This window comes from Thalassospira sp. MIT121401, from assembly GCF_047125595.1.
Lineage (GTDB): Bacteria > Pseudomonadota > Alphaproteobacteria > Rhodospirillales > Thalassospiraceae > Thalassospira > Thalassospira povalilytica.
Window position 1 is genome coordinate 3,177,944 of sequence record NZ_CP138926.1, and the last position, 21,341, is coordinate 3,199,284.

At 52.7% G+C, this 21,341-nt stretch carries 22 protein-coding genes and 1 tRNA gene; 10 read left to right on the forward strand and 13 right to left on the reverse strand.

Going from position 1 to position 21,341, the window contains the following annotated elements:
* Positions 1 to 25: 25 nt before the first annotated feature.
* From SIB88_RS14685 to SIB88_RS14695, 3 genes are all read right to left on the reverse strand, one after another.
* Entirely contained in the window at positions 26 to 610 is a 585-nt protein-coding gene (locus SIB88_RS14685; RefSeq protein ID WP_412558371.1) for a YceI family protein, read from the reverse strand.
* Entirely contained in the window at positions 610 to 1,206 is a 597-nt protein-coding gene (locus tag SIB88_RS14690; RefSeq protein ID WP_412558372.1) for a cytochrome b, read from the reverse strand. The genes SIB88_RS14685 and SIB88_RS14690 overlap by 1 nt, the downstream gene beginning before the upstream one ends.
* Positions 1,207 to 1,288: 82 nt before the next feature.
* Positions 1,289 to 1,882 carry a YceI family protein gene (locus SIB88_RS14695; protein ID WP_068518047.1) on the reverse strand — a complete coding sequence of 198 codons (594 nt, stop codon included), beginning with the start codon at positions 1,880 to 1,882 and terminating at the stop codon, positions 1,289 to 1,291.
* 35 nt (positions 1,883 to 1,917) lie between these two features.
* On the opposite strand from SIB88_RS14695, the gene SIB88_RS14700 reads away from it, so the two are divergent.
* A complete protein-coding gene (locus tag SIB88_RS14700) occupies positions 1,918 to 2,232 on the forward strand; it encodes a hypothetical protein (protein ID WP_412558373.1) in 315 nt (104 codons plus the stop codon).
* Positions 2,233 to 2,367: 135 nt separating this feature from the next.
* On the opposite strand, the gene SIB88_RS14705 is transcribed toward SIB88_RS14700, so the two are convergent.
* The 5 genes from SIB88_RS14705 to SIB88_RS14725 form a co-directional block, all read right to left on the reverse strand.
* Positions 2,368 to 2,814 (reverse strand): DUF2155 domain-containing protein, encoded by a 447-nt coding sequence (locus tag SIB88_RS14705; RefSeq protein ID WP_228195963.1) that lies wholly within the window; start codon positions 2,812 to 2,814, stop codon positions 2,368 to 2,370.
* Positions 2,815 to 2,822: 8 nt separating this feature from the next.
* On the reverse strand, positions 2,823 to 3,065 hold the full coding sequence (locus SIB88_RS14710; protein ID WP_250285006.1) for a hypothetical protein: 243 nt from the start codon (positions 3,063 to 3,065) through the stop codon (positions 2,823 to 2,825).
* A 168-nt stretch (positions 3,066 to 3,233) separates the two neighbouring features.
* Positions 3,234 to 3,686, reverse strand: coding sequence for an outer membrane lipid asymmetry maintenance protein MlaD (gene mlaD / locus SIB88_RS14715; protein WP_068518050.1), 453 nt, complete (start codon positions 3,684 to 3,686; stop codon positions 3,234 to 3,236).
* Positions 3,687 to 3,846: 160 nt separating this feature from the next.
* Entirely contained in the window at positions 3,847 to 4,209 is a 363-nt protein-coding gene (locus tag SIB88_RS14720) for an NADH:ubiquinone oxidoreductase subunit NDUFA12 (protein WP_068518051.1), read from the reverse strand.
* 270 nt (positions 4,210 to 4,479) lie between these two features.
* A complete protein-coding gene (locus tag SIB88_RS14725; protein WP_412558374.1) occupies positions 4,480 to 5,211 on the reverse strand; it encodes an enoyl-CoA hydratase/isomerase family protein in 732 nt (243 codons plus the stop codon).
* Between the two features lie 916 nt (positions 5,212 to 6,127).
* Here SIB88_RS14725 and SIB88_RS14730 point away from each other — a divergent pair.
* The 3 genes from SIB88_RS14730 (at position 6,128) to SIB88_RS14740 (ending at position 10,827) form a co-directional block, all read left to right on the forward strand.
* The gene (locus tag SIB88_RS14730) at positions 6,128 to 9,841 is read left to right on the forward strand and encodes a vitamin B12-dependent ribonucleotide reductase (RefSeq protein ID WP_068518052.1); all 3,714 of its coding nucleotides are present in this window, start codon (positions 6,128 to 6,130) and stop codon (positions 9,839 to 9,841) included.
* Positions 9,842 to 9,944: 103 nt separating this feature from the next.
* Positions 9,945 to 10,514 carry an isochorismatase family protein gene (locus tag SIB88_RS14735; RefSeq protein ID WP_412558375.1) on the forward strand — a complete coding sequence of 190 codons (570 nt, stop codon included), beginning with the start codon at positions 9,945 to 9,947 and terminating at the stop codon, positions 10,512 to 10,514.
* A 103-nt stretch (positions 10,515 to 10,617) separates the two neighbouring features.
* Complete coding sequence (locus SIB88_RS14740; protein WP_068518054.1) at positions 10,618 to 10,827, forward strand: DUF3185 family protein; 210 nt, start codon at positions 10,618 to 10,620, stop codon at positions 10,825 to 10,827.
* Positions 10,828 to 11,290: 463 nt separating this feature from the next.
* On the opposite strand, the gene SIB88_RS14745 is transcribed toward SIB88_RS14740, so the two are convergent.
* Together SIB88_RS14745 and SIB88_RS14750 are read right to left on the reverse strand one after the other, a co-directional pair.
* Positions 11,291 to 11,887 carry a DNA-binding protein gene (locus tag SIB88_RS14745; RefSeq protein WP_114099998.1) on the reverse strand — a complete coding sequence of 199 codons (597 nt, stop codon included), beginning with the start codon at positions 11,885 to 11,887 and terminating at the stop codon, positions 11,291 to 11,293.
* A 49-nt stretch (positions 11,888 to 11,936) separates the two neighbouring features.
* Positions 11,937 to 12,497 carry a helix-turn-helix domain-containing protein gene (locus SIB88_RS14750; protein ID WP_114099999.1) on the reverse strand — a complete coding sequence of 187 codons (561 nt, stop codon included), beginning with the start codon at positions 12,495 to 12,497 and terminating at the stop codon, positions 11,937 to 11,939.
* A gap of 89 nt (positions 12,498 to 12,586) precedes the next feature.
* Here SIB88_RS14750 and SIB88_RS14755 point away from each other — a divergent pair, with 89 nt between their 5' ends.
* Positions 12,587 to 12,961 carry a hypothetical protein gene (locus SIB88_RS14755; RefSeq protein ID WP_147252103.1) on the forward strand — a complete coding sequence of 125 codons (375 nt, stop codon included), beginning with the start codon at positions 12,587 to 12,589 and terminating at the stop codon, positions 12,959 to 12,961.
* A gap of 53 nt (positions 12,962 to 13,014) precedes the next feature.
* Here the strand turns inward: SIB88_RS14755 and SIB88_RS14760 are convergent, their stop codons facing one another.
* Positions 13,015 to 14,649 (reverse strand): tape measure protein, encoded by a 1,635-nt coding sequence (locus tag SIB88_RS14760; RefSeq protein ID WP_114100001.1) that lies wholly within the window; start codon positions 14,647 to 14,649, stop codon positions 13,015 to 13,017.
* Between the two features lie 353 nt (positions 14,650 to 15,002).
* On the opposite strand from SIB88_RS14760, the gene SIB88_RS14765 reads away from it, so the two are divergent.
* The 4 genes from SIB88_RS14765 (at position 15,003) to SIB88_RS14780 (ending at position 18,916) form a co-directional block, all read left to right on the forward strand.
* On the forward strand, positions 15,003 to 15,767 hold the full coding sequence (locus SIB88_RS14765) for a hypothetical protein (protein WP_147252105.1): 765 nt from the start codon (positions 15,003 to 15,005) through the stop codon (positions 15,765 to 15,767).
* Positions 15,764 to 17,569, forward strand: a complete 1,806-nt coding sequence (locus tag SIB88_RS14770) for a hypothetical protein (RefSeq protein ID WP_114100003.1) — start codon at positions 15,764 to 15,766, stop codon at positions 17,567 to 17,569. The genes SIB88_RS14765 and SIB88_RS14770 overlap by 4 nt, the downstream gene beginning before the upstream one ends.
* Before the next feature lie 111 nt (positions 17,570 to 17,680).
* Positions 17,681 to 18,040, forward strand: a complete 360-nt coding sequence (locus SIB88_RS14775; protein ID WP_114100004.1) for a hypothetical protein — start codon at positions 17,681 to 17,683, stop codon at positions 18,038 to 18,040.
* 627 nt (positions 18,041 to 18,667) lie between these two features.
* Positions 18,668 to 18,916, forward strand: coding sequence for an EamA family transporter (locus SIB88_RS14780; RefSeq protein WP_412559414.1), 249 nt, complete (start codon positions 18,668 to 18,670; stop codon positions 18,914 to 18,916).
* A gap of 32 nt (positions 18,917 to 18,948) precedes the next feature.
* Here SIB88_RS14780 and SIB88_RS14785 read toward each other — a convergent pair whose 3' ends face one another.
* The gene (locus SIB88_RS14785; protein ID WP_412558376.1) at positions 18,949 to 19,842 is read right to left on the reverse strand and encodes an SDR family oxidoreductase; all 894 of its coding nucleotides are present in this window, start codon (positions 19,840 to 19,842) and stop codon (positions 18,949 to 18,951) included.
* 143 nt (positions 19,843 to 19,985) lie between these two features.
* Between SIB88_RS14785 and SIB88_RS14790 the strand changes: the two genes are divergently transcribed.
* Positions 19,986 to 20,927 carry an AraC family transcriptional regulator gene (locus SIB88_RS14790; RefSeq protein WP_412558377.1) on the forward strand — a complete coding sequence of 314 codons (942 nt, stop codon included), beginning with the start codon at positions 19,986 to 19,988 and terminating at the stop codon, positions 20,925 to 20,927.
* Between the two features lie 279 nt (positions 20,928 to 21,206).
* Here SIB88_RS14790 and SIB88_RS14795 read toward each other — a convergent pair.
* Positions 21,207 to 21,283 (reverse strand) — tRNA-Met (locus SIB88_RS14795).
* Between the last annotated feature and the right edge of the window lie 58 nt (positions 21,284 to 21,341).

Here is a 21,341-nt window from a genome sequence, read left to right on the forward strand (position 1 = left end):
TGACAGGGGGCTGGCGTCTGCGGCGTTATTTCGACGCCGCAATCGTGATATTGATCGTCACGTCATCGCCAACCTGGCTGGTATCTGCCCACTGGCCCTGCCCGACGCCAAAATCGGTACGTGCGATGGTGACACTGCCTTTTGCTTCGGCCTGATCGCCAGTGATCACCAGATCAAATGGCAAGGTTACTTCACGCGTCACATCGCGGATCGTCAGATCGGCGACCGCCTGATAGCGGCCCGGTTCGATCTCGGAAAACGACTTGGTTTCAAATTTGGCGGTTGGCCATTGTGCGGCATCAAACCAGTCGGGCGATACGATCTGGCTGTCGCGGTCGCCATTCTGGGTATCGACCGATGCAATATCAATCAGCACCTCGACCGAGGATCCGGCAAGATCGTCTGGCGAAAAGGCAATGGTTGCGGTGAAATCCTCAAACACCCCGTCAAACCCCGCGCCAAGCTGTGATCCGGTAAAGGCAATCGTGCTTTGGCTGGCGTCAACAGTCCACTGGTCGGCGGCCTTTGCCGGGGCGGCAAATACCATAAGCGATGTCACGAACGCGGCGGCAAGCGGGCGCATCAGTGTCGATTTGAAAGTCAAACCCATCAGGAATTCTCCTTGGCAGTAGTATTGGCGCCGATATCGGCATTGTTATTGCCGCCAAACGCCGGCAACATCCGGCGCAATGTGGCATCGCGATCAATAAAGTGATGTTTCAGAGCCGCACAAACATGTCCGCCAACCAGGGCAACAATCACCCAGGACAACACGAAATGCACAGTCCTGAGACTTTCAAAAAGCCCCTGATCCGGCGCGACAAGGTTTGGCAATGTAAACAGTCCGAAAACACTGACCGGGAAATTGGCCGCGGACGACATCATCCAGCCAGTCAGCGGCATGGCAATCATCACCCCATACAGGCCAAGATGCCCGATCTTTGCCGCCAGCCGTTCAATCGCATGTTTGCCCAGTGCCGTAGGTGTCGGTTCGGACAAACGCCAGATGATCCGCAACACCGCAAGCATCAGGATCGTCACACCAAGCGATTTGTGCCGTGACATCCATTCAAGTTTGGCCATGCCAAGCGGCAGGAAATCCATATACCAGCCAATGGCAAACACACCTATAAACAGTGCGGCAACAATCCAGTGCAGGCTTTTGGTCACGCTGCCAAAACCGGTACGGTGACTACGCAATGCCATACTCATCCCCTTCCACGCAGAAGACGAAAATGGCAGGCCGGCCATCATGCCAAACCCGCCATTCTCTTTTAAAAAAGTCGGCTTATTTCTGCTTCAGGAATTCCGAAGAAATCTGCAATTTGACGTCATCGCCAACACCCGGAACCAGGAAGTTCATGCCATATTCCGAACGGGTCACGGTACCGGTCGCGCCAAAGCCGACAACATGATCGCCGGTCATCGGATGATCGCCTTCACCGGTCAGGGTAACATCAAGAACCAGCGGCTTGGTTTCGCCAAGCAGGGTCAGGTCACCGGTGATTTTGGCTGCATTGTCGCCAACCAGCTCGACCGAGGTGCTTTTGAACGTCGCGGTCGGGAATTTTTCAACATTCAGGAAATCGGCGGTTTTCATATGATTGTCGAGCGCCTCGACACCGCTATCAACCTGGTTAAGGTCGATCGTGATGATCGCAGCCGATGCTGCCGGGTTTTCACGATCAAGGGTCAGTTCGCCCGAAACACCGGCAAAACGGCCCTGGAAATTCGAAAAACCAAGATGGTTAACAATAAAGATCACGCTGGTATGGGTCGGATCAAGCTTATAGCTTTCTGCCGCCTGTGCCGAAAAAGCAGCTGCCGAAAGACCGGTTGCAAGTGCCAGTGCAAGACCGGCTTTTTTCATCGCTTTGAACATTGTCTATTTCCCTCATTTTCGGATCGCGATCCGCAATGCTGCGTCGCAAAACTTGTGGCATGAGGATGACAGTCAAACCACCGGCTCTCAAGCCGGTGCTGCGGCAACATATATTTTCTATTCAGGAAACAATATCCGGCGTTTTTGCCATATTTGGGACAACATCCAAACAATCAAATATTGGTTCGCCCGGCATCCGCGACCCTGAAACGGCGCAAAACCGCCAAAAACCGAAATCCTGCCCGCAAACCACATATCTTCACGGCCTGTCCCTGCATTCCGGCAAAATGGCACGACTGGGTCCGTTCCGTGAACGATCAAACATTCACCGCCAGACACCAAGCAGATGACGGAAAAAAACCAGGATCAGGAGCCCACTGCCCGAGTGCCCGAGAGCACAAGGCTGATGACAGCCTTACATCCATGCTTGTACGGCTGCCATATTAAGGCTGCGAACTTATGGCTGCGATCTTATGGCTGCAATCTTATGGCTGCTCGGGGGCCGGTTTGCCCTGTGCGGCTTCGGGTTTGGAGTCGCCCGCATCCGCCGGATCAAGACATTCTTTCAGCCACACATCGTAAACCGGATGTTCAAGTGCCGAAAGACCGGGGCTTGATGCAAACATCCATCCCGAAAACAGCTGTTGGCGCGTCGCATTGCCATCATCGCGCACATCGGCGATCTCAAGGAAGGTCGCGCTTTCCGGGCGTTCTTCGGGCGGGGTCCGGTAACAGGCATCCACCCGGATCGACAGGGTGCCGAAACTGGCGACCTGCCCGACCGGCACTTCAAAGGTCGAAATGCGGGCGGTAATTTTATCAAGCCCCTGAAGCTGGGCAACCGGGGCCGGACGATAATCAAGCGCGGCATAGGCCGTTCCGATCATTGCACATGTCGAACAGATCGCGGCAATCGCAAAAGATCGTTTCATCTTGTTATTCAGTCCTGTGTGTCGCTGGTATCATAGGGATTGTGCAGTTCGGCCACGAGATCGCGCATCACCTTGCGGAATTGCTCCTCGTCGCAGCCCATCAGAAGCGCATCTTCAAGCGCATCCTGCATCATCTCGCGCAATTCGCCGAAATTGTCGTTCAAAACCTTGATCTTTTCCACGCAGGACAAAGGCGACCCGTCTGTCGCCTGCCAGGTTGGAAAATGTTCAATCTGTTCGGTTTTCTTCATCGAACGCTCCGACATTTCTTGCACAGCAGACCATTTTACTGCCATTGCCCGGCACCCTGCCCGGCAAAACCGGCAAAATCATGACCGGTTTGATCTTACCCTGCGAGTTGCAAGGCCACCATTCCCGAACTGGTCACAATAGCCCGTCACAATATGGTGTGCTTGTGCCTATTCGCTGCTACTGGTCGAGGAATAAATAACCTGACCAATCAGATCTTCAAGATTGACCGACCCTTGCGTGTATTCGATTTCACCACCGGCCTGGATCATGTCGATATCCCCGCCCGGCTCGATCGATACGAACTTGCCGCCCAAAAGACCATCCGATGCCACCTTGGCCGAACTGTCCATCGGCAGCGACAGGTCCGCGCGCACCGACATTTTGACAACCGCCATATAGGTATCGGGATCAAGTTCCTGTCCGGTAACGCTGCCAACCTTCACGCCGGAAATCCGCACGTCGTTGCCCACGACCAGACCATCAATACGGTTAAAGCTGGCTTTGATTTCATACCCTTCTACCGTGTCGATCCCCGCACGGCTGTATGAATATGCTGCAAACCCGATCGCGACTGCGATCACCGCAGCACCTGCAAGGGTTTCAATCAGTCTGTTGCTCATGGACCTTATCCGATCTGTATCTCTTTGATTGGCATATTGTATTGCACAGCGCCAAAACACAACCGCCCAAAACAGAACCACTTAAACAAAAAGCGGGCCCCGAAACAAAAACGGGCGCGAGTTGCCCCGCGCCCGCCTGAATTTTCAAATTTCCGGCTGATCAGCCTTCCGGCGACCAGGCCTGATAATCGCCGGTCGCTTTCGCGCGCTTGCCACCGCTATATTCGTGACCCTGCGGGCGATATGCGTGTTTGGTCCCGGTCAGGTTCGGCAGATGCTCTTTCTGCCAGTCATAGCGGTCCTCGGCCTTTTCCGACAGCGGCGCATCAAGGGTATAATGCAGCCATGCATGCCATTCGGCCGGAACTTTCGATCCTTCGTCAACGCCCTTGTAGATCACCCAGCGCTTGGTGCGGCGGCCCTTGGCCGGAGTCTTTTCGGTGTAATAGACATTGCCGAAACGGTCTTCGCCAACGCGCTTGCCAAACAGCGCAGTATAAATACGGGTGCCGACGGTGGCCATGTTGGGTCTCTCTCCAGATTTGGTTTGTCCGCCAGACTGAAACCGGCGGAACAGGGGTCATGCGGTGTGAACCCTGTCGAACAAGTGACTTATATGTCGTGATGCGGTTTGAAAGTCAATGTTTCAACACACAGCCAATTCCAACTCGTATCCGAATTACTTTTTACGCGCTCCACGGCCTACGCTGCGGTCCTCACAAACAAACCGAAACAAACCGTCGATGATAGTAATATTGTTGCGAGAAAATTGTGACGTTTGGCCCAGAGAACTTTACGATTTTCCACTGGATGCTTTCGCAACAGCGGGGATCAAGCTATTGAGATAGACAACCTCCCTCTCAATAGCTTCGCTGGCCGACAAGGCGTAACCTTCGCTTAACAGACGTCGACTGGTTTGTAATGCCTCGGCAGGTTTTCCGGCGAGGCAAACGGCATAGTCCCGGGCCACGGAATGCACATCGGCATCCGGTTTTACGCATGAGACAAATCTATGGAGCAAAGCCTCGTCTGCGGATACTCGACGGGCACTTAATAGCCAGTCTCTAGCAACGATGTCCCCTACTCTGCGTGCTAATAGTGCTGTAGCCCCGGCTTCCGGGACGATGCCCAAATCGGCGAAAGGAAATTTGAAAACTGCACTTTCACCCGCCACAACCCAGTCGGCGTGCAAAAGCATGGTGGCACCAAATCCCACAGCCGCACCAGTAACGGCGGCAACCATTGGCTTGGATTGTTTGGCAAAGGCAGAAATACAGCGACGCACCGAACCGTCTTCGGATTGCGGCCACAATCTGGCAAATTCAGCGATGTCGTGACCCGCGCTGTAATGTGGGCCTGCTCCTTGCAACAAGACACAATGCACATTTGTATCTGCATCTGCACGGTTCATCGCATTTGCCAATGCATCAAACATTTCACCATCAAGGGCGTTGCGTTTATCGGGACGATTAATGCTGATCGTGCAGATGTTATCGCTAATTTCTGACGTAATTCTGGCTTCCACAATAGGCCCCATCCTGTAAAGACATACATCGATATTGCTTTACTTTTACGTAAACGTCAACACGCACAAAATCGAGAACAACCAAGCCACCATACTGTGCCGATTTGGGTTCAGGCTCTCGAATCACCCTCTCTCCCAAACTTAGCCAATTTTCACGACGGGAAATCAGCGTTGCATCCAACACAACCACCCCGGTCTGACAAATATTTACCGGTTCAAAACAACCCACAACTGCTTGTAGTGCGACGACTCATTGATCCGCATATATCTGGGGCGTCTGTCCACCCGGTTATCCACAATCACGCACATATATATGGTATGGGCTGTTGGCTGATATCCGCGGATTTGCGCCTGCGATAAAATCAATACTTTAATATAAATATCAAACTGTTATCATTGCCGCATGTGCTAAGAACATCATTGTTACGGCACATTTTCAGCTTCGCACTGGAAATGAAACGCAAACAGCGTTAGCTTGGGTTCGTGTTCGGGAAAACCGATCCTTCCCACACAACATCTAGTCCGAGTCTTAGGACAGGCACACAATCTCGCGGCAACAGAAACCGCAGTTTTACAGGCCCTTAGCCCTGATTCAGAGATTGTTAACACGAATCCCACCAGCATCGAATCAGCAAGACAGCAACCGACCCACTACATGTTGTGGTAAAAATTGCTGTCAACCACAAAGATTAGTGGACTGTGGCGAAATTTTGCCATTATAGTCTTCCCCACGGACCGGATGGTTCCAAGGGGGGACCACACCACCGAATTCAGATAGATGCGAGGCGCCAAAAACACCGGAAAATATCGGGTATTGGGGCAGCGCAAGAGCGATGAGCAAACTATATAAAGTCAGGCGATGTTGGCGCATTACCAGATAGCGCCCCCTCACGTCTGATCAAAACCGGAGCAGACCATGCGGATTACCAGAAAGTTCACTCAGGACGGTGTCAGCCCTTACGCCGACATCGAGTTTCGTAAGTCATCTTCTGTCATCAAAAACCCGGATGGTTCCGTTGTTTTTGCGATGAATGACATCGACATGCCCGCTTCCTGGTCACAGGTGGCGAGTGACGTTCTGGCTCAGAAATATTTCCGCAAGGCCGGTGTTCCGGTTGCCCTCAAACCGGTCAAGGAAAAGGACGTCCCGTCCTGGCTGTGGCGCAAGACTGCCGACACCGCCAAGCTTGACAAAATGCCGGCTGAAAAACGCTACACCAGCGAAACCAGCGCGACCCAGGTCTTTGATCGCCTTGCCGGCACCTGGACCTATTGGGGCTGGAAAGGCGGCTATTTTGACGCCGAATCTGACGCGCAGGCCTTCTTTGATGAAATGCGTTATCAGCTCTCCCACCAGATGGGTGCGCCGAACTCTCCGCAGTGGTTCAACACCGGTCTGCATTGGGCCTATGGCATTGACGGCCCGGCACAGGGTCACTCCTATGTTGATTTCAAAACCGGCGAACTGACCAAATCGGCCAGTGCCTATGAACATCCGCAGCCCCATGCCTGCTTCATCCAGTCGGTTGCCGATGACCTGGTCAATGAAGGCGGCATCATGGATCTGTGGACCCGTGAAGCCCGTCTGTTCAAATTCGGTTCGGGTACCGGTTCGAACTTCTCGAACGTTCGCGGTGCGGGCGAAACCCTGTCGGGTGGCGGTCGTTCTTCGGGCCTGATGAGCTTCCTGAAAATCGGTGACCGTGCTGCTGGCGCGATCAAGTCGGGTGGCACCACCCGCCGTGCGGCCAAAATGGTCGTGGTTGATATCGACCATCCGGACATCGAAGAATATATCGACTGGAAAGTCGTCGAGGAACAGAAAGTTGCCGCCCTTGTTGCCGGCTCCAAACTTGCTGAAAAGCACCTGACCGCAGTTCTTGCGGCCTGCACCAACTGGGACGGTGCCGCTGATTCGGAAGACCGTTTCATTCCGCGCGCCAACCCGCAGCTCAAAGAAGCTGTGCTGGCAGCCCGCGCTGTGATGATCCCGGATTCCTATATCAACAAGATCATCGAATTCGCCCGTCAGGGCTTCACCGAAATCAGCTTCAAGACCTATGACACTGACTGGGATTCCGAAGCATATCTGACCGTTTCGGGTCAGAACTCGAACAACTCGGTTCGTGTGTCGAACGACTTCCTTCAGGCTGTTCTTGATAACGGTGACTGGAACCTGATCCGTCGTATCGACGGCAAGGTCGCAAAAACCATCTCTGCCCGCGAATTGTGGGACAAGGTTGGCGAAGCAGCCTGGGCCTGTGCCGATCCGGGCATCCAGTACGACACCACCATTAACGAATGGCACACCTGCCCGAATTCGGGTCGCATCAATGCGTCCAACCCGTGCTCGGAATACATGTTCCTTGATGACACCGCATGTAACCTCGCATCGCTCAACCTGATGAACTTCCGTTCCGATGATGGCGGCGTTGATATCGAGGCCTACGAACATGCCGTTCGTCTGTGGACTGTGGTTCTGGAAATCTCGGTTCTGATGGCACAGTTCCCGTCCGACCGTATTGCCGAACTGTCCTATCGTTACCGTACCCTTGGCCTTGGCTATGCCAACATTGGCGGCCTGCTGATGAGCATGGGCATCCCTTATGACAGCGACGAAGGCCGTGCGATTGGCGCGTCCCTGACCGCGATCATGTGTGGTATTTCCTATGCGACCTCGGCCGAAATGGCTGGCGAACAGGGTCCGTTCCCGGGCTATGCCGACAATGCCGATGAAATGCTGCGCGTCATGCGCAACCATCGCCGTGCGGCTTATGGCGAACAGGAAGGCTACGAAGGCCTGTCAATCAATCCGGTTCCGCTGGTTGCAGCTGACAGCCCCTATGCCGATCTTCCGGTTGCAGCGCGTGCTGCTTGGGACAAGGCACTGGAACTGGGTGAAAAGCACGGTTACCGCAACGCCCAGACCACCGTTATTGCGCCGACCGGCACCATCGGTCTGGTCATGGATTGCGACACCACCGGGATCGAGCCGGACTTCGCCCTTGTGAAGTTCAAAAAGCTTGCTGGCGGCGGTTACTTCAAGATCATCAACCGCACCGTTCCGGTTGCACTTGCGACCCTTGGCTATACCGAAAACCAGATCCGCGACATTGAAAAATACGCGGTTGGTCACGGTACGCTGGTTGGTTCGCCGGCCGTCTCCCATGACGATCTGCGTGCCAAGGGCTTCGATGACGACGCCATTGCCAAGGTCGAAGGTGCGCTTAAAAACGCATTCGACATCAAGTTCGTCTTTAACAAATACACCTTTGGCGATGATTTCTGCGTCAACACCCTGGGCCTTGATGCCAAAGCCATCAACTCGATGGACTTTGACATGCTTGCCGCTCTTGGTTTCGACAAGAAACAGATCGAAGCAGCCAACACCTATGTTTGCGGTTCGATGACTCTTGAAGGTGCCCCGCATCTGCGTGACGAAGACCTTCCGGTCTTTGATTGTGCAAACCCGTGCGGCCGTATCGGCAAGCGTTACCTGTCGGCTGAAAGCCACATCCGCATGATGGCAGCAGCCCAGCCGTTCATCTCGGGTGCGATTTCCAAAACCATCAACATGCCGAGCAGCGCCAACATTCAGGATTGCAAGGACGCCTATATGCTATCCTGGCGCCTGGGTCTGAAAGCCAACGCTCTGTATCGTGATGGCTCGAAACTCAGCCAGCCGCTGAACGCTGCCCTGGTTGAAGAAGACGATTACGCCGATCAGCCGACCGCTGCCAAGGCAACGGCCGTGTCTGAACAGATCGTTGAAAAAATCATCGAACGCGTCATCCGCGGCGAGCGTCGCTCGCTTCCGGGTCGCCGCAAAGGTTACACCCAGAAGGCCACCGTTGGCGGTCACAAGGTTTACCTGCGCACCGGTGAATATGAAGACGGCAAGCTTGGCGAAATCTTCATCGACATGCACAAGGAAGGCGCTGCTTTCCGCTCGCTGATGAACAACTTCGCAATCGCGGTTTCCATCGGCCTTCAGTATGGCGTGCCGCTCGAAGAATATGTCGAAGCCTTCACCTTCACCCGCTTTGAACCGTCGGGTATGGTCTCGGGCAACGATGCGATCAAGATGGCAACCTCCATCCTTGATTACATGTTCCGCGAACTGGCCATCTCTTACCTTGGCCGTAACGACCTCGCCCACGTTCAGCCGTCTGACATCCTTCCCGATGCCGTTGGCGAAGGTGTCGCCGAAGGTGATCTTGGCGAAACCGCCCAGAAAGCCGGCGATCAGGCGATCGAAACCATCCGCAAGGTCGCATCAAGCGGCTTCGTGCGTCGCAACCTCTACGTTGTCGATGGCGGCGCCCAGACCGAAGAACGCGTTGTCGAAGTAAAGTCCACCGGCACGGACGGTCATGGCCATAACCACAGCCATGAAACCACCGCAAGTGCCGCAACCACCGCAACCCCGTCCGCACCGCAGACCTCTGCGATCCTGACGGCAAGCGAAGAAGTCATCGCCAAAACCGATGACAAAATGGACAAAATTCGCGAAGCCCGCATGAAGGGCTACGAAGGCGACGGTTGCCCCGATTGCGGCAACTTCACCCTGGTGCGTAACGGCACCTGCCTGAAATGCGACTCTTGCGGCGCGACCACCGGTTGCTCCTAAGGGTTACGGCCCGAGCGACTTTCTGATCTGATCAGCAAAACGGCCGGGATTTTCCCGGCCGTTTTTGTTTTGCACGCAGTCCGTCAGACAAGGAAACACCACCATGCCCCTTCCATCGCTTGGCCAAGACACCGCCCTGATCATTCTTGATGTGCAAAAGGCAATGGATCATCCGCGCTGGAATGCCAAAAACAATCCCGGTTATGCCGATGTGATTGCCAAACTGCTCGCGGCCTTTCGCGCCGCCGACCTGCCCGTGATCCATATCCGCCACGAAGAAGCCAATCCGGCTTCAAGCTTCTATGTCAACGGCCCCGGACAGCCGTTCAAGGACGAAGTTGCGCCCATTGCCGGTGAAACCGTCTTCGCCAAGCAGCAAAACTGCGCATTCGTCGGCACCACGCTTGAAAAACACCTGCACGATCAAGGGATCAAACGCCTGATCTTTACCGGTGTGGTCATTCATAACTCGATGGATGTCACCATCCGCATGGCCCATTGTCTGGGCTTTGATAACTGGTTACCCCTCGATGCGACCACGGCAATCGATGTGACCGATGCCAACGGCAAGACCTTCCCGGCACAGGATGTGTTTGACCTTTATGCCGCCGTTATGGCCTCGGAATATTGCCAGCTGACCGACGCCGATACCGTGATCAAATCCCTGTCCTGACATCGTGTTTTTGACGCGTCGGGAACAAGCTTCCCGATTGCGCGTTATCAACCCTGTTCAAAAGTTCTGGCAAACGGAACCGAAAAAAACAGGAGCAAACATCATGTCGATTGGCCGCATTCTTGGCGTTGTTATCCTTGTGATTGGCGTTGGCCTTCTGGTGACCGGCTATAACGCATCGGAAAGTGCTGTGGATCAGATTTCCGAAACACTGGTTGGTCGCTATACCGACGAAACCATCTGGTATCTGATCGCCGGGATTGCCGGCATCGTCGGCGGTGTCTTGCTGATGCTGTTTGGTCGCCGTCGCTAATTCTCCCCCCGACAGCCTGTTGCCATCGCCCTCGGCCCTCCCCCCACTGAAACGCGGGCCTTGGCGACAGGCTGTTACCCTTTTTTCCTGACCTTCTGACCTCGGGATCTGATCGCGACACTGTTTCGCAAATGGAAACACGCATCATCCCAACGTCCCCCGGTCACCCCCCGGACTTCCCGACCGATCCCGGAATTGGCAAAGTGTAGCCCGCCACATGTTTCTGGAGTGTTCGTCACTTGTATCTGGAGGAAGCGGAAAAACGTTTTCTTCCGATCTGAGAGCATTCTCAGAGGCCTTTTATATCACTCTCAGAAGGCTCAAAGAAACGGCCACAGCACTGTACCACTGTGGCCGTTCCGCGTGTAGGAGTAGAGGTTGGTAACAGCAACGGCTCACGCGATGAACTTATTGGTATTTTTAGAGATAAATTGCCATGCCGCCAGTTATGTCTCTCGACCAGCTATCCATCCTTGATCAAACCCAATCTGACTATCGTTTCTGCCACCTCTCGCTTTGAAGGCACAGGGACGCCCTCTGGCAAATGCTTTGGCAAACTTAGCCATGCCTTTCCTATATTGCCTTTAGCGCCTCCTTTCAGGATACGCATGAAAGGTAAAACCCACGGCGGTGCGGTATTATCCTCTTCCGGCTCAAAATACTCAGGTGCCGGTTCTATTTCGGGCAAGATCTCCACCTCAACGTCCACATCGTCATAGGACCTCGGCACAGCCAATATCCGCGATATCAGCGCATCGAAAGCACGAGCCGGAAGATCCGAGTAATGATATTTGAATCGCTTGCCGCCTAGTCCCTTCGCATCAAGTCTGCGCCAGCCACGGGCGTTTGCAAGCCGGGTAATTGCGGCCTTTGAGGCAGGCATCCCCGGCAACCGCAAATCAAGCAATTCCTGTGCATCATACCATTCCTGAATACGGTTTTTATCGTGCAAAACCTGAACCAGCACGGCCTCAAGATATGTTGTCCGACGCTGGCAATAGGCCCATTCTTCTATGGGCACCTGCACTGTCAGGTCGAAACTATCGGTTTTGTCCGTCATGCAACCTCCATAAAACCGAAGTGCCGGATAAACCCGGCACCGGTACAGGTCAGGCAGTAGCGGCCATATCCGTGCCGCTACTATCCGGATCAATGTCGGAGATTGCACCGCTGTCGCGGAGTTGTTCGATTATCCGCTGGACGGTCTGTTTTTTAAGATTAACCGCTTTGGCGATTTCCTCGACTGGATGACCTTGGCGATAGGTCGCAATGATTGCATGGTCACGTACAGAGAGCTTTGGATAGCTCTCATCAGCACTTGATGTTGTCGCATTTTCCTGCTGACTGCTGTGTTCTGTCGAGGCCATTTTATGCATCATCATCCCGGCTCGCAGTCCCCGTTGCTCAGCTTCCCGCAACTGATGATCCAGATTTTCCGTCCCGGTACGATGGAATTGTTCGTCAAGTTCATCTGTTGCAATCGCTATGTTTTTACGGATTGCGCCGACCAGCGTCACGAGCCCGGAAATTGAATTATTCAGAGGATTGCGGTCCAACATGCTCAAATCCTGACTGCCAGAGATCAGGCAATCTATCAGGTCCAAAACATCCATTGAGTCCTGAAGCCCTTCCATAGGGCTGTGGCTATTGAACGGATAAGGGTTTTCCATAGGGTTTCTCCAGTGTGCTTTCTAGGGCATCCACTGTCTGCGACCACCGCAGACAGCCGGGGGCTAGAAACCGTCACTGGTACGGCACCATGACCTTTGGGCTTACGCCTTGGACATTCGCCATGGTCCCCCGGCCTGAAATCCGCAAATGTAGGCCTGTCGGAATTCAGGCACAAAAAAACACCTTCAACGACCTCAATCTAGGAAGCCGTTCGGCGGTGTTTGCCGCCAGTGGATGGGTTTCTAGGCCCGATGAAAAGATATTCGCATGGGCCGGTTTCGTCAACCTGTTTGAGAACGCAATGATTGCGTTCTCCATAATGGAAAACGACACAATGTCGTTCTCCATATTTTCTGAGGTGCCTATTGAGAACGACATCGTGTCGTTCTCGCAGCGTGGTCGATGCAAACGACACGATGTCGTTTGCAAACTTGCTATGAGCTACCTTGAATGTTTGATTTAACAATGGACACGGTGTCCGTTGCTAAACGCAATCATTTCGTTTAGCAGATTTCTTTACGATCCACCCATTGCGTAGCCTGCATAGACGGATGGCACAAAATCGGGGTTGTCGGATTTGACTTCCTTGACCCGCATGTTTGACGGGGCGTTCTCGAAGGAAACCTTAACCTCACCACCAAAGCGGCCCTGAGGCTGCCCATTTTGCCGCCCGATCGCGGGTGCTATCGCCGACGCGGCATTGCCCATAGCACCGGGCATCTGACCAAAGCCGCCGGCATCGACACCAATCCGTTCTTTGACCCAATCAGGCATCCAGTCCATCAATTCGGTCACGGCAGAACTTAGCCAGGCAATCAGTTCGGACATTTTTGCCTGCATACCTTGCAAGAGACCATCAATCCATTGCCCGCCAATGGCCGAAAGGCTGAAACCGGAGAAGGTCGAAAAGACGCTTTTGACGAATGAATTGAATGTCTCTTTGACACCTTCCCACAACTCAGAGAAGTACTTTCCGATAGGTGCCCATGCCCGCTTGATGGCAATCGATGCGCGTTGCATCGCCTCAATAAAGAACGTCGAAACGGCTTCCCAGTTGTAAACAACGAGGGCCAACCCAGCCAATGCCGCGACCACCGCAGCAATCGGGGTCAAGAGTAGACTGAACCCTGTGGCAAACACCCCAGCGGCAGAAGCCGCAAGCCCCAGACCGAAAACCAATGGCCCAATTGCAGCCGCCAGAACACCCGCAACAAATGCAACCTGTGTCAGCAAGGGATTTGCCTTTGCGAAATCCCGGAAACCAGCAGTCACGCGCTGAATCGTAACGATCAAGCCATCCAGCCCGCCTTTGATGCCAAGCATTTCGGTCATTACTTCGCCGATCTCGGTAAAGAACAGGCCGATATTATCCATCAATGTTGAGAGTTTGCCGAATAGGGTTTTGGACTGTTCTTCCATCTGTTTGTGGAATACGCCGCCCTGCGCTGTCATGGTTTCCATTGCTCGGGTGAGAATGTCGAAGCTGATCCGCCCCTGAGACGCAAGTTCGAATATCTCGTCTTTCGATTTTCCCAGCCCTTTTGCCAGTACGTCAATGACTGGAACGCCCCGGTCAGAAAGCTGCAAAAGCTCCTCGGTCATAGCCTTTCCTTTGGCCTTGACCTTGCCATAGATTGCGGCCATTTCAGTCAGTGGGATATTCGCACCAGCCGAGATATCGCCCAGCATGGTGAGCTTTTTGATTACCTTGCCACCTTCAACGCCGAACGCGAGAAGTTGTCTCGCGGCCTGTCCGATCCCTTCCATCTGGAAGGGTGTGCGTGCAGCGAACTCAGACAACCCCTGAACCATTTTCTTGGCAGCGTCTCCACTGCCCAACATAGTTCGGAACGATGTTTGAAGTTGCTCCATTTGCCCGAATGCTCGCAAGGCAAAGCCACCAATTGCCGCAAGAGGCGCTGTCACCTTCATAAGTGCTTCGCCACCAAAATCGCGGAACCGCTGCCCCACATTACGGGCAGCTTGACCAAGCGCCTGTAACCGTTCCCGCGCGGCAGCAAGATTTGCCTGAAGACGATCCAGACGCGCTCGGCGAGCAATATCGCCTAGTGCAGCGCCGATCTGGCGGGCCGGTTTGGTTACCCGATCAACGGCCTGAATGATCATCTTGAGATTCAATTCGCGAGACATGGTTGCTCTCCAGTGTTTTTTCCAAAGCGCACAAGCCCGAAAATCGCCCCGTCAGTGCGCGTAACATGATTTGATAGGGATGGGTGCGAAAACATCGGACACACATCTCTTAGCGGCTCTTATCGCCTCTTAAGCAATGGAATAGGCATTGCCAGAAGGATTATGATCCCTTAACGTCAAGCATCAGGATCGAAGAGTGCAATCTGGTCACGGCGAGACGCCCAACCTCGCTACGATCTAGTGGTCGCATCTGGACGATATTGCACCGACCAGATTGCAATATTGAAGCATACTTCAAAAATAATGGATGATAAGGCTGCGTATCTCCCGGAACAGTTCCGGGAGTTTTCATTTTGTCTATCCGTGAAATGTTCCGGTCTATTCAAATGGATCGGAATAACATGCGCCATTTACCGGATATCTATTACCATCAATCTTTTTTGGCATTGGCCGATATTATCGGGTTTCATGCGGCCTTCACATTTGTGAATGCGATGCCTCAGTCAGACCGTTTCTATATCCCGAAGAAGTTTGTGGCTGACCACAGGATTTCCCTGACTGTTGGTGATGATAATTTCCGTAAGCTCATTGATGCTTTCGGTGGCTGTCATATTCTGATCCCGAAATCACCAGAAGTCTCCAGTAAGAAACATCGCATCATCGGAGTACTGATGGAGGGCAACCTGTCTCAGCAGGCAATCGCTCAACGGTTTAACGTCACTGAACGTTACGTGAGGAAAATCTTCGCTGAATTGCGTGACATCGGGGTTGGACGCCCCGAAACACCTGACACCCGCCACCCTCAAATTTCACCTGAACTATTAAGAATACTGGGATGGAATGCTGACAGCCCCGAAAGTTTAATTGCAAATTGCAATGAACAGACTGCCGCTCGTGTCGCGACTAAGCTCAATTTGCCACAAGAAAAGTGCAGCAGCGTGCGGAGCCTCATCAACTCGATATTGAAAGATACGCCTCTCACCAAACGGGCGATATCCTGCCTTTCGGCTTCCAATCAGATCGCGTACCGGGAAAATCCCGTACAATTTCTGGCAAAACTTAGAGCCGCTGCCGAACCAAATGGCCACGCCATCCTCCAAAAGGATACTGTAAAATGACCGATACCCTGATGGCGATGCAGACACCGCAAGAAGATGCATACAAAGGGCGCTTCAAAGTGCGGGTTATCCGGGCAGGGTTGTCGGGTAACATGAATTTTTATCCCGACGAAACTTTGAAAAAAGCGGTACCTCTTTTTGAGGGTGTCCGGGTTTTTGTTAAATCTGACAACGAACATCTGAAGAGCCAAGGTAAAGATGTTCGCAATTTGATCGGTAGAATTGTTGATGTGTCTTTCTCTGACGGACAATCTCCTGACACCGGTCAGATTGAAGGCACTTTGGAAATGATCGATCCGACCGCTCCTGAATCCCAAAAGCTGAAGTCAGCGTGGGACCGAAAAATGACCGACCTAATGGGTCTCTCCATAGATGCAAAAGGAAAATCTACAGTCGGCAAAATTGGGCGGCAGCGTGCACGCATCATTACCGATTTTTCGGCTGTTAGTTCCGTGGATTTGATCGTTGAACCCGGTGCCGGTGGTCAAGTCCTCAACCTGATTGAAAGCAATGGAGCTCAAGAAATGGACCCGCAATACCTGAATGATGAAGACGTCAAAGCCACCGTCAATGCCACTCGCTTGCCTTTGGTCGCCAAACAGAAATTGATCAACCAAAATTCGTCCCCCTCTCAGGTGACCTCCGATGACTTGCGGGAAGCCATAAATACAGAGGCCGACTATTTGGCATCGGTATCCGATAGCGGGAAAGTTAAAGGCTTGGGTGATGACGCTTACCACTCAAATAGCCGCGTCCAGATCCTCGAAAGCCGGGATGAAAAGGTCAGCAAGATGCTCGATGCGTTTTTTGATCCTTCGGACCGTTCAGTTATTTCAATCCGCGAGTGCTATCTGGATATCACTGGCGACCGAACTTTTTCCGGAATTTTGCGCAACTGCGATCAGGCACGGCTTCGGGAATCTCTTGGTAGTCAGAGTTTTGGTGATGTTCTGGGTGACAGTATTTCTCGTCGTCTTGTCGCCGAATACAACAATCCCAGCGTTTATGACGTTTGGCAAAATCTTGTCAGCATTGTTCCAGTGAATGACTTCCGTGCCCAGGAGCGCACGCGGTTTGGTGGCTATGGCGACTTGCCGAAAGTTCTAGAGTCAAATCCATACACCTCGCTGTCCTCTCCAACCGACGAAAAAGCCACCTACTCGGTAGAAAAGCGTGGCGGCACTGAAGACCTCACTCTCGAAATGATCACCAACGATGATGTCGGCGCGGTCCAACGCATCCCGACAAAATTGGTACGATCAGCCAAGCGAACTTTGTCAAAGTTTGTTCTGGATTTCCTGAAAAACAATCCTGTCGTTTATGACGGGGTTACCTTGTTCCATGCCACTCACAACAATCTGGGTACGTCAGCACTTGACGCGGCATCGGTTGCTGCTGGAAGGCTTGCTATCAAAAGTCAGCCAGAGAAGGATTCCGGCGAAAAGATCGGGATCGGGCCGCGTTTTCTCTGGGTGCCGGACGAACTGGAAGAAGAAGCTGTCAATCTGTTTCGTAGAAATACGGAACAGGACAAAACTTTCATCCAATCTCTCAGCCTTGACGTTATCCCGGTTTGGTACTGGACAGATGTGAATGATTGGTGCCTGTCAACTGACACCAATGACGTTCCCGTTATTGAACTCGGTTTCTTGGGTGGAACAGAAGAGCCGGAAATTTTCGTTCAAGACAGTCCGACCAGTGGATCAATGTTCACGCACGACAAAGTGACTTACAAAATCCGCCATATCTATGGCGGCACGGCGCTTGATTATCGCGGGGTCTACAAATCCGTAGTCGCCTAATCGACCTTGGGCCACTGGCAGCTTCTGGCCCAATGCCGCCACCATGTAGATTGTGCTTCTCACGTGGTGGCGGCTTCCCTTTTCATATCTTGGCAAATCAATAGGATCGTAATGGACTTCGCAGAACACAACTACGCAGACGCCGCAGTCGATCTAGCGGAACAACTAGATGATGTTCCTCTGATGATCGCCGATGTGGTACTTGACGATGTGCGGCGGTACTTGTGGCTGCGACAATTCTCCGGTGCCTCGAAACAGGCATTAATTCTTGGTATGACAACCGAAGAAACAGAGCAGGCCATCCAGATTGCCAACTCATTGGATGGATCAGTGACCTTGAATGAGGCCGAAGAAATCATCCACGAAGCAAGGGCGATAATGTGGGGGGCAACCTTCTCTCAGATACCTCGTTCACACTTTGCTAAGAGCATTCTGGCCAATGCCGGAAAAAAGGGTGAGAGTGTCCATTAATCTGTGCTGACGAGAAGTTTTTATTTACTCTTCAGCATGCACCAGAAAATGAAACTTCCTGAATTTTAACAAGTCATATCAGCTACATACAAAGAACCGTAAACATAGAGAGAACCAGTAAGCAGACTTTACGGTTGCGGTTCTAAACCGTAAAACCGAAACTTCTGTCAATCCGAATGAATGGTCAGGTAATTTACCCAAATTCGTTCCGGGTTGGGCGAAAGTTATCGACCGAAATACCCACTCGTCAACAGTGTTTAAGCATCTGAACTATAACAATAATTATTGAAATTTTGATCAACTCGGAAACTATCGCTGAAGTGGGAAAGTTCGTTCCGACTTCTCTCGCCCAACCCGGAACCACCGACAATGGCCGCGACTACCTTGATCCCGCGCAAACATTAGATTAAGAGCCGATTTAGAGACCGTTCAGTGCGCACTGACTTTCTCCAACTTCAACTGGCGAAAACTGTGACTTTCCGTTTTACTCCAGATTCAAACACCTTTTGGGTGCGGGCCAATGCAACACCGCATAAGATGTTTATTATCAATGCCATCCCACTAAGTCCCGCCTTATCCCGGTATATCCCGGATTACTCTAAGAACAAGTGACGGTTAACATTTGGCATCGCCGCCCTTTCGACATCGCTTGCCTATATCCTCTATTTCGCGATCCTCAAACGCGCCGGGGCATCCAACCTTCTGCTCGTCACCTTCCTGATCCCGGTCAGCGCGATATTGCTCGGTGTCGGTTTCCTTGGTGAAACGCTTCTGGCCCAGCACATCATCGGGATGGGCGTGATCGGGGTTGGGTTGGCGGTGATTGATGGGCGAGTTAGAAAGCTCTTGCCCGCAGGAACCCGAAAACAACCTTAAAAAGTAAGGACCGGTTTTACCGGTCCTTTTACTTATGGCACAGGGTCAAAATATCCACCTGTTTTCATATCATCAAACAACCCGATCTGTGACGGAACCCAGCCTAACTTTTCACGGGTTATGTCACTTGATGCCGGGCAATCAATTGCAGCAAAGTGGCTAAACCAATTGAAATAGCCATGCGCTTCCTCGGTCGTGAGTGCCTTCTTCGCTATACCAAGTCCGCTGGCAATTGTGGCTGCTATATCACCAAAGGCAAGCGCGCCCTCGTCCACTGCATGATAGACCGCATTTGGTTCCGCCCGTTCCAACGCCAAACGAAACGCACAGGCAGCATCAAACCGATGGACAGCCGCCCAGCAATTGGAGCCGTCATTAATACAGGCAGCATAACCATGTTGCCGGGCCATGTTGATCAAGATTGGTACAAAACCGTGGTCACCTTTGCCATGAACCGAAGGTGGCAGCCGCACAACAGATGCATTCACGCCCTTGGCAACAATGGCGGCAACGGCGTCTTCGGATGCCTTGCGCGGGGAATGTTCGCCGACTTTGTCGGTTTCAACCACCGGGCGATCTGCACGCAAAAGCCCGATCCCCGATGTGACGACGATCGGACGATTTGAACCTGCAAAAACCGATCCCATGGCCTCGATAGCACGGCGATCATTTTCACAATTTTCGGCAAATTTTGAAAAATCATGATTGAATGCGGTGTGAATCACCCCATCACAGGATGCTGCACCGCTCTTAAGGCTTTGGAGATCCTCAACATCACCGCGGAAGATACTGACGCCGGTTTTGGCAAGTCGTTCGGCTGCTTCATCGGAACGCACCAGACCGAGAACCTCGTGTCCCGCGCTCAAAAGCTCCTTCAGCACTGCTGATCCAACAAAACCCGTCGCCCCGGTTACAAAAACACGCATGGCTACTCCATCAAACTTTGACTGGTTGAAAATTTTGCGGGAAATCCATTTTCCCGATGGAGAAACCATATCGGCTGTCAATAGGACGATCTATGCGCTATGATCCATAAAATCTTTTTAATCGTCCAAATTCGGAAAAGAATATGGATCCACTTTCCGATATTCTGTCACTGATCAAACCCGACAATTACCTGTCAGCCGGATTTGATGCCGGTGCACCATGGGCCATCCAGTTTCCCGATCAGGGTAAAAACATCAAAACCGGTGCTGTCGTAAAAGGCGAATGCTGGATTTCGGTTGACGGGATTGCCGAGCCCGTCCTTTTACAGACCGGGGATTGCGTGCTTCTGCCCCATGGGCGGGCCTTTTTGATGGGGAGCAGCCTTGATCAGCCACCAATCCACGCACAAGGTACCTTCAAGCCCGAACGATACGGCCATATCCGGACGATTAATGGTGGTGGCGATTGTGTCGTGGCCAGCAGCCGCTTCGGCCTTGCAGGCCCGCAAGCCGACCTATTGCTCAATATGTTGCCTCCGATTGTCGTGATCCGCGACAGGCACGAGAGCACCCGGGGGCAAAGCAGTCAGCTTCGCTACTGCATCGAATGCACCATGGCGGAAATGCGCCGTAATGATCCGGGTAGCAAACTGATCTTGCAGCATCTCGCCCATATGATGCTGATCGAAGCCTTACGTCTTTATATGAATGATGATGCCAAGGGAGTTGGCTGGTTCTTCGCACTGGCCGATCCGAAAATCAGCATCGCCATTTCGGCAATCCACGCAAATCCAGCCCATGGCTGGACCGTTGAAGAACTGGCACAGACAGCCGCCATGTCCCGATCCGCCTTTGCAGCCAAATTCAGGGACAAGGTCGGCGAAAGCCCGATGGCCTATCTGACGCGCTGGCGTATGTTGCTCGCTGGCGAAAAACTCCGCACATCACGCGAACCGATCTCGCAAATCTCGCTGTCCTTGGGATATGAGTCTGAAAGTGCATTTAGCACGGCATTCAAGCGCGTTATGGGCTGTTCGCCAAGAGGGTATGGCAAAGTTGAAACAGCACCTGAATTGAAGGAATGACGAGCTTGCCTCATGGCTTCTTTATGAGACTTCACCTGATGGATTATACCCAATCCCGGTCGGTCGTTGGACCCCGAGGAGGGAATTGTAAAAATCAGCCTTTGGGCTGCTTTTTATCCTTGGGCTTTCGCCCGGCGGACCGTTGCGCGGTTCGCGCAACGTCTCTAGAAAGCTGCGTGCCTCGCTTTCTCGCGAACCACTATTTTTTAGGGGGGAAGCCCGATCCTGGGCGTACAAATGAAATAAGGCCTGCATCATGGGATGCAGGCCTTATTTAGTTGGTAGCGGAGGAGGGACTTGAACCCCCGACACGCGGATTATGATTCCGCTGCTCTAACCAGCTGAGCTACTCCGCCACAAGCATTTTGTGGTGTTCCGTATCGTTCGGAACGAGGCGGTTTTTAAGTCAGGGAG

Coding starts and splice junctions, on each gene's coding strand:
- SIB88_RS14685 (WP_412558371.1), bottom strand. CDS start 610: ATGGGTTTGACTTTCAAATCGACACTGATGCGCCCGCTTGCCGCCGCG.
- SIB88_RS14690 (WP_412558372.1), bottom strand. CDS start 1,206: ATGGCATTGCGTAGTCACCGTACCGGTTTTGGCAGCGTGACCAAAAGC.
- SIB88_RS14695 (WP_068518047.1), bottom strand. CDS start 1,882: ATGTTCAAAGCGATGAAAAAAGCCGGTCTTGCACTGGCACTTGCAACC.
- SIB88_RS14700 (WP_412558373.1), top strand. CDS start 1,918: ATGCTGCGTCGCAAAACTTGTGGCATGAGGATGACAGTCAAACCACCG.
- SIB88_RS14705 (WP_228195963.1), bottom strand. CDS start 2,814: ATGAAACGATCTTTTGCGATTGCCGCGATCTGTTCGACATGTGCAATG.
- SIB88_RS14710 (WP_250285006.1), bottom strand. CDS start 3,065: ATGAAGAAAACCGAACAGATTGAACATTTTCCAACCTGGCAGGCGACA.
- mlaD (WP_068518050.1), bottom strand. CDS start 3,686: ATGAGCAACAGACTGATTGAAACCCTTGCAGGTGCTGCGGTGATCGCA.
- SIB88_RS14720 (WP_068518051.1), bottom strand. CDS start 4,209: ATGGCCACCGTCGGCACCCGTATTTATACTGCGCTGTTTGGCAAGCGC.
- SIB88_RS14730 (WP_068518052.1), top strand. CDS start 6,128: ATGCGGATTACCAGAAAGTTCACTCAGGACGGTGTCAGCCCTTACGCC.
- SIB88_RS14735 (WP_412558375.1), top strand. CDS start 9,945: ATGCCCCTTCCATCGCTTGGCCAAGACACCGCCCTGATCATTCTTGAT.
- SIB88_RS14740 (WP_068518054.1), top strand. CDS start 10,618: ATGTCGATTGGCCGCATTCTTGGCGTTGTTATCCTTGTGATTGGCGTT.
- SIB88_RS14745 (WP_114099998.1), bottom strand. CDS start 11,887: ATGACGGACAAAACCGATAGTTTCGACCTGACAGTGCAGGTGCCCATA.
- SIB88_RS14750 (WP_114099999.1), bottom strand. CDS start 12,497: ATGGAAAACCCTTATCCGTTCAATAGCCACAGCCCTATGGAAGGGCTT.
- SIB88_RS14755 (WP_147252103.1), top strand. CDS start 12,587: ATGACCTTTGGGCTTACGCCTTGGACATTCGCCATGGTCCCCCGGCCT.
- SIB88_RS14760 (WP_114100001.1), bottom strand. CDS start 14,649: ATGTCTCGCGAATTGAATCTCAAGATGATCATTCAGGCCGTTGATCGG.
- SIB88_RS14770 (WP_114100003.1), top strand. CDS start 15,764: ATGACCGATACCCTGATGGCGATGCAGACACCGCAAGAAGATGCATAC.
- SIB88_RS14775 (WP_114100004.1), top strand. CDS start 17,681: ATGGACTTCGCAGAACACAACTACGCAGACGCCGCAGTCGATCTAGCG.
- SIB88_RS14785 (WP_412558376.1), bottom strand. CDS start 19,842: ATGCGTGTTTTTGTAACCGGGGCGACGGGTTTTGTTGGATCAGCAGTG.
- SIB88_RS14790 (WP_412558377.1), top strand. CDS start 19,986: ATGGATCCACTTTCCGATATTCTGTCACTGATCAAACCCGACAATTAC.